This is a genomic window from Bacteriovorax sp. HI3, assembly GCF_059738875.1.
Map to the genome: position 1 here is coordinate 271,722 of NZ_AP026946.1, position 16,852 is coordinate 288,573.

Sequence of the window (16,852 nt, forward strand, 5' to 3'; positions counted from 1 at the left end):
GCTTCCATGTTATTAGAAAAAATCATTATTTTTATTGTTTTCCTAGGCCCACTCGTATTCTTTCACGAATTGGGACATTTTCTTTTCGCCAGACTATTTGGTGTAAGAGTTGAAGTTTTTTCAATCGGGTTTGGACCGAAGATTTTCAAGAAAAAATGGGGTGATACTGAATACGCCGTTTCCGCTATTCCATTAGGTGGTTACGTAAAAATGTTCGGTGATGATCCGTTTAATAAAGACGAAATTCCTGAAAGCCAAAGAGCACAAAGTTTTACTCACCAGGGTAAGTGGGCTCGCTTCTGGATTGTTATGGGTGGACCGTTAGCTAACTTCATCCTGGCATTCGTTATTTTCTTCTCGCTTTTAATTGTAGGGGAGAGAATTCCAGAAATTAAAATCGGAGCGATTGCTCCTGAATCTGTTCTTTATCAAAATGGTTTAAGAACAGGGGACGTTCTAGTTAAGGTAAACAACAACGAAGTGTACAACCCATCAGACCTAATGGTTGAAGGAAGCACAGTTGTTAGCCAGTTAACAATTAAGAGAAACGGAGAGCTGCAAGAGCTGAGTGTAAACTTCCAGGGCGATAAGTTCTTTGATGAAGTTTTAAAATACCCACCAATTTTAAGAAAACCGTTAGTGGTTGATCCAAGCGCTAACCGCTACGTTGTTTCAGTAAAAAAAGACCAGGTGGATTTCTCTCATTCAATTGAAGAGCTTGGAACATTGACGGGAATTAAAACTCTTTATTTATATCCGGTAGCTAAAACTGAAGACCTGTCTTCAGATGAAATTAAAGCTGATCTGACAAAAGGACAAGAGATCGCAGTTGAGTACACTGATTTGAAAACGATGGTGGCCGCTCTTCAGGCGAAAAATTTCAGAACTATCGACCTTATGGTCAGAAGTGTAAACATGGGTTCTCCTGCTGATAAAGTAGGGATCAAAGGGGATGACGTTTTCGTGGCCCTTGAAGGTCAGAAAGTCTCAAGCTTTGAAGAGTTAAGAGAAAAACTTCAAACTTACACAAAAACTTCTGTAGAAGTGGAAGTTTACTCTCAAGGAGAGTTAAAAAAATTCACTGTCACTCCAGATGTAAGCATGCAGGACGGAAAATCGACAAAACTTCTTGGGGTATATAGCTTCATTGAAGTTCTAAAGACGAACTTCGTTCTAACTAAATCAAAAGGATTTTTCAGTTCTGTTTCTGTTGCGGTTGCCCGCACATGGGACTCGATGAAAAAGACTGTTGATGGATTCGTAAAATTGTTAACTAACCAGGTATCTTTAAAATCAATCGGTGGACCTCTGGCGATTGGTAAAGTGGCCCATGACTCTTTCAACACATCGCTGTCATATTTCTTCCAGCTAATGGCGTTGATTTCAGTTAACCTTGGGGTCATCAACCTATTCCCGATTCCTGTTCTTGATGGGGGGCACATTATGTTTATCGCCCTTGAGATCATTAACCGTGGGCCGCTTTCAAGAAGAAAGATGGAAATTGCTCAACAGGTGGGACTATCGGTGCTTTTAATGTTAATGGTTGGTGCAATCTTTAATGATGTGACCAGGTTCTTCTAATGCATTCTTTATATGTGGACAGTACTTCCGGGCTGGTAATCGGCCTTCTCGATGAAAACTTTAAGTGGATTGAGTATCAAGACACTAGAGAGAAAAAACCATCGGAAGTCATCCATATAGAGATTTATAATCTCATCAGTAAATACAAACTCAATTTAAAAGAAATGAATTTCTTTTTCTCAGCTGGTCCCGGTTCTTATACCGGGATGAGGCTGGGAGAAGGAATCGCTCAGGTGCTTGCCTGGGATGATAAGAAAGTTTTTTCTTTCCTTCATTTCGATGCCCCAAGGCTTGCTGGAGTAGAGAAAGGTTATTGGGTGACAAATGCTTTTAAAGGGCAGGTGTTCATCTATAACTGGGATTTACAGTCTAACCTGGCAGAGAAATCGCTGGTCAGTGCTGCTGATTACAAAATTGTTGACCCTGCTTTAGGGTACACGCTTGCTGATGACGGGAAAAACTTTGTTGGACTAAAAACGACAAAAGAATTGATTCATCAATCGTCTGAAAAAATCTTCTCAAAAGTTTTCAAAGATAAGATGCGAGAAGCTCCATACTATTTTAGAACTCTGGATGAGGAGTTCAAATAAATGTTGAAGTCTTATCTTCCACCTCGATTCAATACACTGGCCATCGTGTTATTCGTTATGCTTTGGCTTTTTAGCTTCTATAAGACCCTGGCCGTTTTACTTCTGGCCTATATTATTTTGTATGTCTCTTTAAGAAGAAGCAGAAATGACTTCCGCGATGATCCCGTTGTCACTAAAGGAGTGATCTTTTCTCCGTCTAACGGGAAGATCGTTCACATTGAACACAACGTTTCGCACGGGATGTATGGTGACCAATTAATCGAAATTCAAATTATGATTCCATGGTGGAAAGAGATGGGAATTAACCTTCCTCTTTCTTCTGAAGTGAAGATGCTTCACGTGCTAAAAGGACAGTCTTTTTTAAGAACTCATGTGGCCTCAGAGGTGATCGGGACGAAAGAGGGAAAAGGTGTAGGCCTTGCCCTGGACAATCGTGGCGAGACTGTCGGGCTTACTTTCTTTAAGTGCAAACTTGGTTTGTGGCCTGAATTAATGGTCATGCCGGGAGACCGCGGCGGAAGAAGGGTGAATATTGGATACTTTCCTTTTGGAGGAACAGTGATGCTTTATTTACCAAAAAAATATGAGATACTAGTTAAAACAAATGATGAGATTACATGCGGTGAGACAATTATCGCAGTAATTCCTGACCACGCTTAAAGGTTATTCTAAATGCTAAATACTCCGCGCAGGCTCGCTTTTTTTCTTCCTAACACGTTCACAGCACTAAACATGGCCTGTGGTTTTTTTTCGATCATTCTTGGATGGAAGGGAGAGTTCTATCAAGCTTCAATGATTTTAGTTTTAGGCGCTATCTTTGATTCAGTTGATGGAAGAGTTGCGCGTATGACTGGAACTCAGTCTGCTTTTGGTGAGCAGTTTGATTCTATTTCAGATGTTGTGTCTTTTGGTGTGGCCCCGGCATTTCTTGTTTACAATAAATTCTTCAGCGATCTTGGCCGTATTGGCCTGATCACTTCTTTTATTTTCCTTCTATGTGGAGCTTTAAGACTTGCTCGTTTCAATGCCAACATTGATAAAGTAAGTTCTGAGTACTTTCAAGGTCTGCCGATTCCAAGTGGAGCGCTGGCCATGGTTGGGCTTACACTTTTCTCATCTGTTGTTCCTGAGATCATGGATTTCCGTCCATTGCTTATTGGTTACGTTCTTTTCTACTCTTTCCTGATGATTTCAAACATTCCATTTAACTCGTTTAAGAAATCGGAGTGGGTAAGAAAGCACAAGAAGAGAGTTCTTTTTATCATTTTCTCAATCATCATCCTGACTTTCTTATATGAAGAAATCATGATTGGTGGAGTGATTTTAGTTTATGTTCTTGGCTCCCTTGCTTATTTCTTTAAGAACAAAGGTGCTATGGAAGACATGTTCAACTGGAAGAGTGAGCATGATGACGACGATCACGTCGACTAAAAAAATTTAAAAGATACTTATGTAGGAGTATTGATATGCCTGGAAGGAATCTAGCTTTTCTTATCACTCTAGCTCTATTATCAGCGCCATTACACGCTACTGATTTACGTCAGAATGTTTCTGAAGATGGAAATGTTGAAGACGTTTTAGGGGCGAGTACAGCTTCTGGGAACAGTCCTTTTCTGGTCGATGGTGAATCATCTGACAATGTTGAAAAATCTAAAGCACAAGGTGAAGACTACATTTTTAACCACGGGGTTAAAGAAGTCAGTGACAAGGTTACACCGAAGAAAAAGTATGAAGATTTTGGTTATACGCTTCCTGGTACATATGAAAAACAGGAAAACTATATTGAGTTGGATAAGCTTAAGATGGCCAAGGATTTCAGAAAAGCTTCAACTGGTGGTTTGAATATCTCGTTTATTAAGAACAACTTTGATTATCAATCTCCAAACGACATTATCAATCAGACAGTGGGGACAGGTTATAAGAGCGTTAAAGGTGGGTCAATTTTTGTTCGCCACGATTCTTATGTTTTTAAGACAGCTGCACTTAATGGGTATTGGTCTTTTGGTGCAGGTATTGGTTACAACTCAGGTAAAGGTCTTTTTGTTAATGGAAATAGAAGTGATACGACGATCAATCTTTGGGAACTTCCTATTGATGCCGGACTTGGATTAGAGATTCCTGTCTATACGTGGTTTAAAATGGCAGGAACTGCTGGCCCAAGTGTGCTGGGGTTAATGCAAAACAGATCAGACATTCAGCGCGGAGAGAAAGGAAAGAGAAAGATTCAATACAGTCCGGGATACTTTGCCAACGCTCAACTTAAGATTAACCTTTCAGGATTTAACGAAGAGACAGCATACGATCTATTTACCTCTAGCCAAATCACGAATTTATTTCTAAACCTTGAAGTCCGTCATCAAAACTATGCAAATTTCCAGGACGACATCAAGATTTCGGGGACGTCGTTTGGTGTAGGTTTTACGTTTGAATATTTATAAGATCACTGTTCAATATAAAGGCACGAACTATCTAGGGTTCCAGGTTCAGCCTTCGGGAAAAACGATTCAGGGAGAAATCAATTCTGCCTTGAGGATTCTTTCTAAGTCAGATGAAATTAAATCGGTGGGGTCAGGGAGAACGGATTCGGGCGTGCATGCTTTTGGACAGGTTGTGCGTATTGAAATCCCGGTTGATATTCCTGTGGCCAGTCTTCCAAAAGCGATGAATTCAAATCTTCCGGAAGACATACGCGTGATCGCGGCCGAATCAGTGACTGAGCACTTTCATCCGATCTTTAGTGCTAAATCAAAAGAATATAATTATGTTTTTGCGACTGAAGAAAATATCTCTCCGTTTGCCAGAGAGCTTGTGACTTATTTTCCATTTCAGCTCAACATTGAGACCATGAAAAAAGGCTGCCAACTTTTTTGCGGCGAGCATGATTTTGTGAATTTCCAGTGTGTGGGGACGGAAGTTGAGAGCACTGTGCGTAAAATTATCTCATGTGAACTAGTGCGCTTAGAGTCAACAGGGCATTGGGCCCACCTAGTTGGCGAGTATTATGTCTTAAAAGTGACTGGAACCGGCTTTCTTAAGCAGATGGTGCGCCTGATGATGGGAGCACTTATCAGCCTTGGCCGAGGGAAAATCACACTGGAAGATCTTGAAAAATCACTCAAAACGCCTCTACCTAATCGCCTGGGGCCAACAGCTCCGCCGCAGGGTCTTTACCTCAAAGAAGTGCACTATTAAAGTCCACTAAATTCACCGCGTTTTCATTGGGGAAAAGTTGTCTTTACTCTTTACAATTAGGGCCCTCTCAAATACTTTTGGAGAACTATTTTTAAGCGAGGATTTTTATGTCTTACACAGTAAAAAGCGTCAACGGATGCACAAAAAAACTTGAGTTCAATTTCGCAACTCTAGACCTATCAAAAGAAATTAAGGCTGCAGTTGTTAGAAAACAAGCTACAACAAACATTAAGGGATTTAGAAAAGGTAAAGCTCCACTTTCAATGGTAGAGCAAGTATACGGACCACAAATCGAATCAGATGCACTAAACCAATTCGTGCAATCTCAACTTTTCGAAGCTGTTAACAAAGAAAAACTAAAAACTGTTGGTTACCCAGCATTCGAAAACGTAAAATACGATGCAGGTAAATCAGTTTCTTTCGACGCTGTAGTTGAAATCTTCCCGGAAATTAAACTTGCTGATTACTCTTCATACTCTTTCAAAAAAGACAGTGTTGAAGTGTCTAACGAAGACATGGAAAAACTAACAAAGAACTACCTTGGTTCAAAAGCAGAAATGACTGAAGTAACGGATGCTAAGCACGCTCTTAAGAAAGGTGACTTTGCAGTATTTAACTTCGAAGGCGTTAAAGCTGACGGATCAAGACCAGAAAACATGAAAGGTTCAGAATATCTTCTTGAAATCGGTTCAGGGCAATTTATCCCAGGATTCGAAGACGGAATGATCGGACTTAAGAAAGGTGATAAAAAAGACATCAACCTTACTTTCCCGGCCGATTACCACGCAACTGACCTTCAAAACGCAAAAGTAAAATTCGAAGTTGAGCTTCTTGAAATCAAAGAAAAGAAATACCCAACTCTTAACGATGAACTAGCAAAAGAATTCGGATATGAGTCGGTTGCTGATTTCAACGAAAAAAACAAGAAGAACCTAGCAGCTCAAAAAGAAAGACAAGCTCTAGAAAAACTTCACCAAGAAATCCTGGAAAAACTTGTTAAAGAAAACAAGTTCGACGTTCCAGCAACTCTTGTTCAAAACCAAGAAAAATACCTTCAAGACGATCTAGCTAAGAACCTTAAGGCTCAAGGCTTCAACGACGATATGGTTGGTGAATACTTCGAAAGATGGAAAGGCGATATCAACACTAAAGCTGATTTCCAGGTAAGATCAGGACTTGTTCTAGATCACCTAGCTCAAGAGTTTAAGATTGAAACTTCAGAAGCTGACTTCAACAAAAAACTTGAAGAAAGTGCAGCTCAAGCTGGAATCGATCTAGAGACAGTTAAGAAGTATTACTCAGGAAATGCGCAAATTAAGAACAATCTTATGTACGCTATCCGCGAAGAAAAGACTTTCGACGCTCTTAAGAAGAAACTTAAAATTTCATAATTGTTAAAATAAAAAAGGCTCCGAAAGGAGCCTTTTTTTGGTCTTTTAAATGTCGCTTATGATTTGAACTGAGTGATGTTTTCCATTAAGCTTGCGATCTTCTCACCAAGCTCTTTTTCATTCTGTATAACTTCAGCTCTTACGTTTTCAGGAGCATTCTTCATGAAGTTTTCATTCTTCATTTTTGCTTCATATTTAGCGTAATCAGCTTTTGTTTTTGTCAGTTCTTTTTCAAGGCGAGAAATCTGCTCTGTCAGGTCAATAACGCCGTCTAGAGGCAGGAAGATTTCCGTGTGAGTGAGAACGTTAACGATCGACTTGTTAGGGCGGTTAAGCTCCTTATTGCCAACTTTAAGATCTTTTACACGTGCCAGTTCCTGGAAGTTAATGAAGTTATTTCTGAAATAATTGATCAGGTCCTGATTATCGGTGAATAACTCAACGTTAACTTCGTCTTTAGGTTTAATGTTTACACTAGCGCGAAGATTTCTAATCGCCGTAGTAACTTCAACGAACTTATTCATTTGATCCTGGTCTTCTTTGAATTCAAGAGCAGCATCGTATTCCGGGTATTCCTGAGCAATGAGCAGGTCTTCATTAGCTTCTTTTAAGTATGACCAAAGCTCTTCAGTGATGAATGGAGTCAGTGGGTGCATCAGGGCCAGGATTTTTCTGAAAGCAAACTTTAATACCGAAACTCGACGTGCTTTTGCAGCCTCATCAGTGCCGTTTAAAATGTTTTTCGAAAGCTCGATAAACCATGAACAGTACTTATCGTAAACGAATGAATAAATGGCCGCTGAAGCGTCGTCATAGCGGTAAACTTCCATCGACTCGTTCATTAATTTAGCAGTTGTATTGAGCTCTGCTAAAATCCATCTTTCGTGGTGGTCGAGTTTTGACATGTCAGTGATCTTTGCCGATCCAGTCTGAAGGTGAGGGTAGATAAAGCGGAAAGCGTTCCAAACTTTGTTAATAAAGTTTCTGTACCCACCGATTCTATCCGGGTCGAGGTTGATATTGCGGTTGTATCCAGAACCAGCGGCCAGAGTAAATCTGAAAGCGTCTGTTCCGTACTGAGCAATCATATCGAATGGGTCAATCCCGTTGCCAAGGGACTTAGACATTTTTCTTCCCAGTTTATCGCGAACGATAGCGTGGATATAAGTGTCTTTAAATGGAACCTGGTTTTGAGTCTGAAGAGACATCATCATCATGCGGGCAACCCAGAAGAAGATAATATCGTATCCAGTAATTAAAACTGAAGTCGGGAAGAAGGTAGAGAATTTTTTCTCTTCCATCGCTTTTGGATCAGGCCATCCTAATGTCGACATCGGCCATAGTCCTGATGAGAACCATGTATCTAAAACGTCAGGGTCCTGGTGAACATTTTTAGACTTACAAGTTGGGCATTCAGTTTCATCGTGCTCACTTGCCCACTGGTGATTGTTGTCACAGTAGAAAACTGGAATCTGATGTCCCCACCAAAGTTGGCGTGAGATACACCAGTCTTTAGGGTTTCTTAGCCAAGAGTAATAAGTGTTTTCCCATTCTTTGGGATAGAATTTCATATTGCCGTTTTCAACAGCTTCCACAGCACGGCGGCTCATGTCTGTAACATTAACGAACCATTGTTTTGAGATCATCGGCTCGATTGGAACACCTGAGCGCTCACCGTGACCAACCGGGTGCATGTGCGGTTTTTTATCTAATAAAAGCCCAAGCTCTTCTAGTTTTTTCGAAACAACGTTACGAGCAACTTTCGCTGCCAGACCTTTAAACTCCAGGCCCTCTTCATTCATCGTTCCGTCTTTGTTTAAGATGTTGATGATTGGAAGGTTGTGGCGTTTTCCGATTTCAAAGTCGTTGAAGTCGTGACCTGGAGTTACTTTTAAGCATCCAGTTCCTTTTTCTAAATCAACGTGCTCATCGCCAATGATTGGAACTTCGCGGTTACATAGTGGAACAATCGCTGTTTTTCCAATTAAGTGTTTAAAGCGCTCATCATTTGGGTTAACTGCAACAGCTGTATCACCAAAAAGAGTTTCTGGTCTTGTTGTTGCAACTTCTAAGAAGTCCTCTGAGCCTTTGATGGCGTACTTAATATGGAAGAAGTTACCTTGAACATCTTTGTGTTCTACTTCGGCATCAGAAACCGCTGATTGCAGCATAGGGTCCCAGTTAACGATGTAGTCAGACTGATAAATCATTTTCTGGTTGTACATATCAACGAAGAATTTCTTTACTGCTTTATTTGGAATCGGATCAAGTGTGAACGTCAGGTAATCCCAGTCACAGCTTGTTCCCATTGCTCTTTGTTGGTTAAGGATATGATTTCCGTATTCTTCTTTCCATGCCCAGATTTTCTTAACGAATTCTTCGCGCGAGAAATCGCGGCGAGTTTTCTTTTCTTGTTCGAAAACCATTTTTTCAACTACTGATTGAGTTGAGATCCCAGCGTGGTCTAATCCTGGAAGAAGAAGAGTTTCAAAACCTTTCATTCTTTTAAAACGGATTAAAGAGTCCTGAGTTGTGATATCCAGGGCGTGACCAGCGTGAAGTTTACCAGTTACGTTTGGTGGTGGAACGATAATACAGAAAGGTTTGTTGGCCTTTCCTTTTTTTGGTTTAAAGTATTTTCCGTCTTCCCACGTTTTGTACCATTTAGTTTCAACGTCAGCGGGAGAGTAGGTTGTTGCTAATTCTGTTGTATTTGTTGTCATAATTAAGCCTTCATTATTTTTAACATTTCTTCCAGATCAGTGATCTTGAAAGTGTGTTGTTCTTTTGTTGCGAGATTCTTTAATTGAATCTCTCCTTTTGCCATTTCATCACTTCCCATCAGGGTGACGAACTTGACTCCCTTTTTCTCAGCAGTCGGGAAGACTTTCTTAAACTTCAGCGCCTCTAAACTTGTGACGACTTTAAGATCTTTTTTTCTCATCGCCTTGGCTAGATTCATTGAAGCTTCAAGTCCGTTGTCTTCCTGGAAAGTGACCAGGACATCGTTTGTTGGATTGTCCAGGTTTGGAAGAAGGCCGTGCACGGTCAGGAAGTCTTCCAGCGTGACGTCACCTAAACCAAAACCGACTCCAGGAAGTGGGTCTTCGTTAAAAATTTGAAGTAGGTTCGCAAAGGCTCCTCCACCACAAAGAGCGCGGCGGTTGTCCGGGTGTTTGTCGAACATTTCAAAGACGATTCCTGTGTAGTAATCCAGGCCTCTGACGATGCTTGGGTCGTACACTAAGTATTCATTTAAGCCGTTTGCATCTGTGAGTTTTATAAAATCAGCAAAAGCAACGGCGATTTCGTTTTCGTTATGCTCTTTTAAGAAGCTATCTACATCAGCAAAAGTTTTTAATTGTAGATAACTGTAAAAAATATTTTCGGCTTCTGGAGTTAACCCAACTTCACCAACCATTTTTTTAACAGCTTCTTCATTTACCTTTTTTGATTTATCGGCAATTTTATAAAGACGGTACGTTTGTTTTTCGTCCGCTTTCATCATGCGCTTAAAGACAGCGTCGACAATCGCGCGGTCATTTAAAACGATTTCAAAGTGCTTATTAGTTGCTCCATAGCTTTCGAATAACTCGATAGCGACTTGAAGGATTTCAACTTCACCAGTTCTTCCTGGAGCTCCAAAGATATCGCAGTTTAATTGCCAGAACTCACGCATTCTTCCGCGCTGAGGTTTTTCATATCTCATCATTCTTGGAATTGAGAACCAACGAAGAGGTTTACTAGACTCGCGGTGAACTTGAGCAACCATACGAGCAACTGTTGGAGTCATCTCTGGACGGATGGCCACATGTCTTTCACCGCGATCAGTGAAAGAGTAAATCTGTTCATTGATTAACTCTTCGCCAGACTTTGCCAGGTAAAGATCGACTTCTTCTAGAAGTGGACCTTCGTAAGATTCGTAACCGAAGCTTTCTGCTGTTTTAGTCATGACTGAGAAAAGATAATCCTGCACCCTTTTAGACTTTGGGAAAAAGTCACGGGTTCCGCGGTAGGGCTGTTTATTAAGCGCCATTGAGTTTATTCCTTACAAACATTATCGAAAATGAAGGCATTTTCAGAGAGAGATTTTATCACGAAATGGGCTAAAAGTCTTCTAGCCAATCAGCGTCATTGCTTGGTTTTGGAAGATTTTGCAGAGACGCAGGAGTGTTTTCATCCTCAAGCCAATTTTCTTGGGTCGGCTGAGGAAGTTCTTCCGGTTTTACGTCGGTGACAGGGGCCAGGATTTCCTCCACGCTCTTAGACTCACTGGTCTGAGCAGCAGGTTTGGCAGGGGTTTTGGCCACATCTTTGACGGCAAAGAATTTAAGCTCTGTTTCGTCTTTAAGTTCTGGGGCCAGAGGTGAAAGGCTGCTTTCTTTGGCCATGAGTTCAAAGCTTCTCGAGATGTTTTTTAACGTCTCCAGCATCTTTGGAGTGAGGTCATTTTTTAGAGTGTCGGGAAAATCCTGGGCATTTGGATTGATTTTAGAAATCCAATACTGCAGAAGCTCGCCTTTTTTCTCCAGTTTGCGGTACTCAACTTTTTCTATTTTAAGGCCGTTGTTTTTTTGCAGTAAAAATTCTTTATAGAGCTTGTTGCTCATCAGGTCTTCGCAGTCTTTTAATAGGGCCTGAAGAAACCACTTAGTGAAATTGTCTTTCGTTTTACCCAAAGCTGCTTTGAGAGTCGTTAAACTCGTTCCATCGACTGGCTGTTTAATGGCAGCATCGTAATTTTTAAGCAATGTCTTATAAACTTCAATTTTCCCAATCAGGAAAATGTCTTCTTTACTCATTGAGCGGGCATAGCGGTCGATATTGAGAAGATCCGGTAGGATTTTTGGAAAAATATCCGGGTTATTATTTTGAAGGTTATCAATTAATAGATTCACTTCTAAAGGCAATTCTTTAGATCCTGCCGCTACTTTTTCGGCGTGTGTGTTCTGTACGCTTAAAGCGAGAAGAGCAGACACAGTGAATGTTTTAATCGCTTTACTCATTATCTAATTCTTTATCAATCTGCTTAATGGCTTCACTCGCTCCACTTGGAGGAAGGGCCTTAAGTGAGTCAATGTTTTTATAATCAATTGTGCCTTTAACAATATAGTATTTACCTTTATCCAGTGCCAAAAGTGTTCCATCCATGTTGATGACACTCGTAATGGTTTTCATTTCACTAAGCATTTTAATTTCTTTGTTAGACGGATTCAGGTCGACCAGGTCGGTGCTGATTTGGTCGTTGCTACCAAAGTTTTTAATGAAAGTGATGTAGTCTTTGCTGAAATCGCAAACTAATTGACCAAAGTCATTCGTCGACGATGTGTAAATCGTTTCGCGTTTTTTAAAATCACTCAGAGGTAAAGCTGCACGGGTAATAGTGGCGCCATTTTTAGAGAAGTTAAGTCCAAAGAGACCCATTACGAGGTAGTCGTTGTGCAGACAGATTTCTGCTTTTACCATTGGGGTGGTGGCCTTGAAGATAAGTTCTGCTTTTCCAGTATTGCGTTTAAATTCCAGAAGTCCGACAGCTCCGTTCTCACCTAGGTCAGTGTAATAAACAGTGTTGTCATCACTCATCACGACTTGAGGAGTAAAGTAGGGATTGATTCGGTTATTGAGTTTTAAACTGAACTTAAGGGCCGCATTGGTCGTATTCTCAAAACTTAAAACTTTTGAATAGTAGTCGTAGTATGAAAGCCACGTATCATTAAGATGAAGGGCCGCCGCTGATCCCATGCCCACTTCTTTTGGATTTGTTCCACCAAAATCCAAGAGAAAAATTTTCTCACGGGACCTGATAGAGTAGAACGTATGGAAGTTTTCATTTTGCATGACTACGATCTTTTTTCTCGCAGGTGTACCGATTAAAGTATACTGCGTTCCAATCTGACCTTTGATTAACTCCGCTACTTTATAATTGCTGGAGAAAAGAAGGCTTCCCGAGCGCTTTTGATAATAAGTGAATTTTCCATCCTGGCTGAGGAAGCGGATATTGTTAACAGCTTGTTTCGCTAAAAGTTCAGGCAAAATAATTTTGGCCTGAGCACTTTGGCCCAGTAGAAAGGCGAAGATTAATTTTAGTATCATATTCTTCTTATTTTCTAATGCCATATAACGTCCATGTATTTAACGGGTGTAGCTCCTGATAGGCACTGACAGCGTTAAAAATATTTGGCCACATCAACAATCGAGGAGTGTGTACATCATCAATTGCCAGGCGAGTAACCAGCCAGGTTTCATTATTCTTCACAACGTGTCCATCAACGATAAATGGCATTGGGTGACACTGATTGATCGCTGTTCTCATAAATTGTTCAGGAATCATATCTTCAGCACAGCCGATTCCATGAATGATTCCCGTAGGCATCTTATCCAAGAAGAACTTCACATCTGTGAGATTTCTGATCATGCGATCTTGAGTTCCTTTGACTTCGTCTAATAAATTGGTGAAAGCGTAACGTTCATTCAAGTATGATGTCGGGAAATAATCAAATACCGGAACCCCGATAAACTTAATGTCTTGTTGAACTTTTTCTTCCCAGATAACTTTTTTATCACAAGAAAGAGTCGTACAAAGATCAGCACTGTAAACGATGAAGCAGCCAAACTTAAACTCCGAGCGAACAGGATTGTAAGTTCGAGAATCGACAATTCGACAAGTCGTCTTTTGTGGAGCTCCTTTTTGCTGGTAAAGGATTCTGGCCACAACTTGGTCTTCACTTAGAGGCTCATCAGCACGCGAACCAGGAATATAAGTTACGCAAGCTTCTTTGTTGTCGATGCGGTTCATGTAACAAACTTTTAATGGCCATCCAGCTTCGTGTTTCACGTCGAGATTGAGTTTTGCCAGTGTGTAGTTAGCTTCACCTGCACAAGTGTCCCTTGAAGTCACAATCGGTCTAGGTGAGAAATGATTAACAATTCTGTGAATGTTAGTCAGCCCTTCGTTGTCAATGTTTCCCGGACAATCGTGGTAATCGCTAATTAGTTTTGATTTGTTCAGCGCCAGAGAAATATTGCTACAGTTTTGTAGAGGGAAGTTGGATGGAAAGTCCTGGTTCCCTCTGGTTTCACAGAAGGTGTTTTCTGTTGCCAGTTTGCTGGCGCAGTTTTTCATTTCCATCGGAGTGAGTTTGTCTTTCTTATTGTACATCTGCTGGCATTTATAACTCATCTTATAATCAGGAAGTTCTGAGTTTAAGATTTTGCTCCATACATCGCTTTTTAAATAGCTCGAACAAAAAAGTTCGGGATTACTTAAAGAGTTGCAGAGGTTATCCAGGTACACTCGTTGCATAAGTGGGATGCGTTCGCGGTAGTAATCAGCTTGTCTTTTAAGAGCAGGTTTTTTAAAGACTTGCTGAATGCGGCACAGATAAGGTGTAAATGGGTTGGCCAGCCATTCGTTGTGAATGGTTGAGCACTCGGCCTTATTTTTAGGAACGCTGAATTTGATTCCTTCAATTGTCTTTTGAGCGTTGATTTCACTAAAGAGAATTGAGAACTCGCGATTGTTTAAACACTTTCTTTTATAAATTTGTTCAAAAAAATCATCCTTTAACATTGAGGCCGAATCAGTCGAGCCATCTTTGTTTTTGTATTCAATCAGGATGTTGTCGATATTACCTTCTGCTGTTTTAAGCAGATTTGTTTCCAAAGAGGAAAGAAATTTACACTCATCTTGTTGAGCGTATTTTAAGAAACGCTCATCAGAGTGAAGGATTATAGATTTCACGTATTGTGGATCAAGTTTAACGTCGGCGTAACCAGAAAGATTGGAGACTGCTTTTAAGTTAGATTGAATACGGGATTTATTTTTTTGGAATTGGTCTTTGTGAAGTTCTAAGAGGCGCTCGAAGCTTTCAATGATTCCGGGAGTAGAAGACTCTTGAGAGAAGGCCTTACCTGATAAACAGGTAAGGCCGATAAGCATAGCTATCTTATAAAACTGATTTTGCCAGAATAGATGCGATATCTTCAACTTCAAGGTTTTCCGTTTCCTTAACGTGAGCTTTTGATGAATTAAAGTTAATCATACAATAAGAACAGGCCGTAGCCAATTTGTTAACTTCTTTTTCACCAATGTCTTTAAGTCGGTTATTTGCAATGTGCTCGCCTTCTGGAAGCTCGTACCACATATTTCCTCCACCCATACCACAGCATAGGGCCTTATCTTTGCTTCTCTCCATTTCTTTAATCTTCAGACCCTGAATAGAGTTTAAGATCGCACGAGGAGCATTATATTGACCGTGGTGGCGGCCTAAATAACATGGATCGTGGAAAGTAAGTTCTTCGTTGATCGCTTTTTCAGGAAATAGCTTACCTTTGTCAATCAGTTCTGCCAGAAGTTCAGTGTGGTGAACTGTTTCAAACGCACCATCTTCAAACTTAGCGTATTCTTTTCCAATAGTGTGTAGACAGTGAGGGCAGTGGGTAACAACTTTACCGAACTCGTATTGTCTCATGTTGGCTATGTTTTCAATGGCAATTTCATAGAAAGAATACTCGTCACCAAATCTTCTAATAGGGTCACCGTTACATTTTTCAGTTTTTCCCATAACAGCGAAGCTCACGCCTGCTTTTTTTAGCATAGCAACTGTGTCTTTAACTACTTTTTGGTTAGAGCCGTCGTATGAACCAGCACATCCAACGTAGTATAGGTAATCCACTTTTTTACCAGCTTCAATGACTGGAACATCAAGTCCGTCTGCCCATTTAAAGCGATCGTGTTGAGCAATCCCCCAAGGGTTTCCTTGATTTTTGATTTTGTTTACAGCATCAGCAGCAGCTGGAGGAATGTCTCCAAGAGTTAAAGCTTTGTAGCGTTTAGCTTCCATGATGATATTGACGTGTTCGATGTTTGCTGGACACTCTTCCATACAAGCACCACAAGTCGTACAAGCATCAAGTTCGTTTGATTGGAAAATAGGATTGTCGCCCCAGATCTCAGCGTCTTTTTCACCTTTAGCTTGAGTTTCAAAAGCAAGATCGCGAGTTTTTGTAATGATCTTTTTAGGGTCCAGGATTTTTCCAGCAAGATTGGCAGGGCACACTTGAGTACAGCGTCCACACTCAACACATGTTAGAAGATCCAGGTTGTTTTTCATTGTTAGTTCAGAAAGTTTTCCTAAACCAAATGTTTCAGCATTTTCATTTTCAAAGTTCATTGGGTTTAAAACAGCTCCGCGTCTTACCGGGGTCACTAAAGAAGCAAGCGGCAGAAGGAAGATGTGAGAGAACTTTGTGTACCCAATACTAGCAATGAACACCATTGTGTTGATCATGTGGATCATCCAAAGCGATCTAAAGAAAAGAGCTAGAGTTGAGTCATTAAAAGAGAAAGCTTTAAAGAAGTGAGCAATGGCCCATCCTACTGGTGACCATGTCGCTTCGTTGATCGGCATTCCCGTTCCAAGAATACGCAGACCTTCAATCATGTATCCAAGAACAACCAGACCAATCAGCATCCAGTACATGAAAAGTTCTTGTTGTGGTCTTGTTGCAGATAAGTAAGCCGGGCGCTTGATGTAGCGACGGTGGTAAGCGATCGCAAGACCAGCTAGGATCATGATTCCGGCAACATCAGCAAGAAATGAAACGATAATATAAACGTTCCCTTTATAAATTTTAAAAGGAGTGTCGGCGTGAACCGCAACGATGTCTGTTGCAATCCACAGAATAAAAAATCCGTAGAAGATCAGACTGTGGAAAAGACCAACGTATTTAAAACGGGGAACTTTTCCAGTTAGTAGAGAAGTGTGAAGAAATCTGTCCCACTGAAGTTTTTCAGGCAGAAGACCTTTAAGGCCATCCGTTCCCTGGCCCTTAGTGACAAACATCAACTTGTCATAAAAACCTTTGATTAAAAATCCCATTGATGTCAGGAACATGATGTACATGACGATTTTGAATGCGTGTGGAATATTCCACATGACTTCTCTGGTGGCGAGTGTTGCAACATCTCCCATAATTTCTCCCCTAAGTATGCTCGAGCAAATTAATCCGGTAATAAAATGTAAGTGGTTCTCAGAATAGAATAGATGAGAATCACAAAGAATTAAATGAGAAATTTAGTTAATTAGGGCATAATAA

13 protein-coding genes are annotated in these 16,852 nt (G+C 40.6%); 7 read left to right on the plus strand and 6 right to left on the minus strand.

Annotation, left to right across the window (positions count from 1 at the left end; genetic code table 11):
- Nucleotides 1-6: 6 nt before the first annotated feature.
- The 7 genes from rseP (at nt 7) to tig (ending at nt 6,754) form a co-directional block, all read left to right on the plus strand.
- Nucleotides 7-1,581 (plus strand): RIP metalloprotease RseP, encoded by a 1,575-nt coding sequence (gene rseP, locus AC6JA8_RS01280; RefSeq protein ID WP_497975407.1) that lies wholly within the window; start codon nt 7-9, stop codon nt 1,579-1,581.
- Nucleotides 1,581-2,171 carry a hypothetical protein gene (locus AC6JA8_RS01285; RefSeq protein WP_497975408.1) on the plus strand — a complete coding sequence of 197 codons (591 nt, stop codon included), beginning with the start codon at nt 1,581-1,583 and terminating at the stop codon, nt 2,169-2,171. Before rseP ends, AC6JA8_RS01285 begins: the two co-directional genes overlap by 1 nt.
- Nucleotides 2,172-2,831, plus strand: a complete 660-nt coding sequence (locus AC6JA8_RS01290) for a phosphatidylserine decarboxylase (RefSeq protein WP_497975409.1) — start codon at nt 2,172-2,174, stop codon at nt 2,829-2,831.
- A 12-nt stretch (nt 2,832-2,843) separates the two neighbouring features.
- Nucleotides 2,844-3,602 (plus strand): CDP-diacylglycerol--serine O-phosphatidyltransferase, encoded by a 759-nt coding sequence (pssA, locus tag AC6JA8_RS01295; RefSeq protein WP_497975410.1) that lies wholly within the window; start codon nt 2,844-2,846, stop codon nt 3,600-3,602.
- 35 nt (nt 3,603-3,637) lie between these two features.
- Nucleotides 3,638-4,609: a hypothetical protein gene (locus tag AC6JA8_RS01300; protein WP_497975411.1), complete on the plus strand. Its 972-nt coding sequence runs from the start codon at nt 3,638-3,640 to the stop codon at nt 4,607-4,609.
- Nucleotides 4,596-5,363, plus strand: a complete 768-nt coding sequence (gene truA, locus AC6JA8_RS01305; RefSeq protein ID WP_497975412.1) for a tRNA pseudouridine(38-40) synthase TruA — start codon at nt 4,596-4,598, stop codon at nt 5,361-5,363. The genes AC6JA8_RS01300 and truA overlap by 14 nt, the downstream gene beginning before the upstream one ends.
- Before the next feature lie 107 nt (nt 5,364-5,470).
- Nucleotides 5,471-6,754: a trigger factor gene (gene tig / locus AC6JA8_RS01310; protein ID WP_497975413.1), complete on the plus strand. Its 1,284-nt coding sequence runs from the start codon at nt 5,471-5,473 to the stop codon at nt 6,752-6,754.
- Nucleotides 6,755-6,810: 56 nt separating this feature from the next.
- On the opposite strand, the gene AC6JA8_RS01315 is transcribed toward tig, so the two are convergent.
- The 6 genes from AC6JA8_RS01315 to AC6JA8_RS01340 all read right to left on the minus strand — a co-directional run bounded on the left by AC6JA8_RS01315 (nt 6,811) and on the right by AC6JA8_RS01340 (nt 16,728).
- The gene (locus tag AC6JA8_RS01315) at nt 6,811-9,477 is read right to left on the minus strand and encodes a valine--tRNA ligase (protein WP_497975414.1); all 2,667 of its coding nucleotides are present in this window, start codon (nt 9,475-9,477) and stop codon (nt 6,811-6,813) included.
- 2 nt (nt 9,478-9,479) lie between these two features.
- The gene (hisS, locus tag AC6JA8_RS01320; RefSeq protein WP_497975415.1) at nt 9,480-10,790 is read right to left on the minus strand and encodes a histidine--tRNA ligase; all 1,311 of its coding nucleotides are present in this window, start codon (nt 10,788-10,790) and stop codon (nt 9,480-9,482) included.
- 70 nt (nt 10,791-10,860) lie between these two features.
- Nucleotides 10,861-11,760: a hypothetical protein gene (locus tag AC6JA8_RS01325; protein WP_497975416.1), complete on the minus strand. Its 900-nt coding sequence runs from the start codon at nt 11,758-11,760 to the stop codon at nt 10,861-10,863.
- Nucleotides 11,753-12,847 carry a hypothetical protein gene (locus AC6JA8_RS01330; protein WP_497975417.1) on the minus strand — a complete coding sequence of 365 codons (1,095 nt, stop codon included), beginning with the start codon at nt 12,845-12,847 and terminating at the stop codon, nt 11,753-11,755. Before AC6JA8_RS01330 ends, AC6JA8_RS01325 begins: the two co-directional genes overlap by 8 nt.
- Nucleotides 12,848-12,854: 7 nt before the next feature.
- Nucleotides 12,855-14,693 carry a hypothetical protein gene (locus AC6JA8_RS01335; protein ID WP_497975418.1) on the minus strand — a complete coding sequence of 613 codons (1,839 nt, stop codon included), beginning with the start codon at nt 14,691-14,693 and terminating at the stop codon, nt 12,855-12,857.
- Between the two features lie 7 nt (nt 14,694-14,700).
- The gene (locus AC6JA8_RS01340) at nt 14,701-16,728 is read right to left on the minus strand and encodes a heterodisulfide reductase-related iron-sulfur binding cluster (protein WP_497975419.1); all 2,028 of its coding nucleotides are present in this window, start codon (nt 16,726-16,728) and stop codon (nt 14,701-14,703) included.
- Between the last annotated feature and the right edge of the window lie 124 nt (nt 16,729-16,852).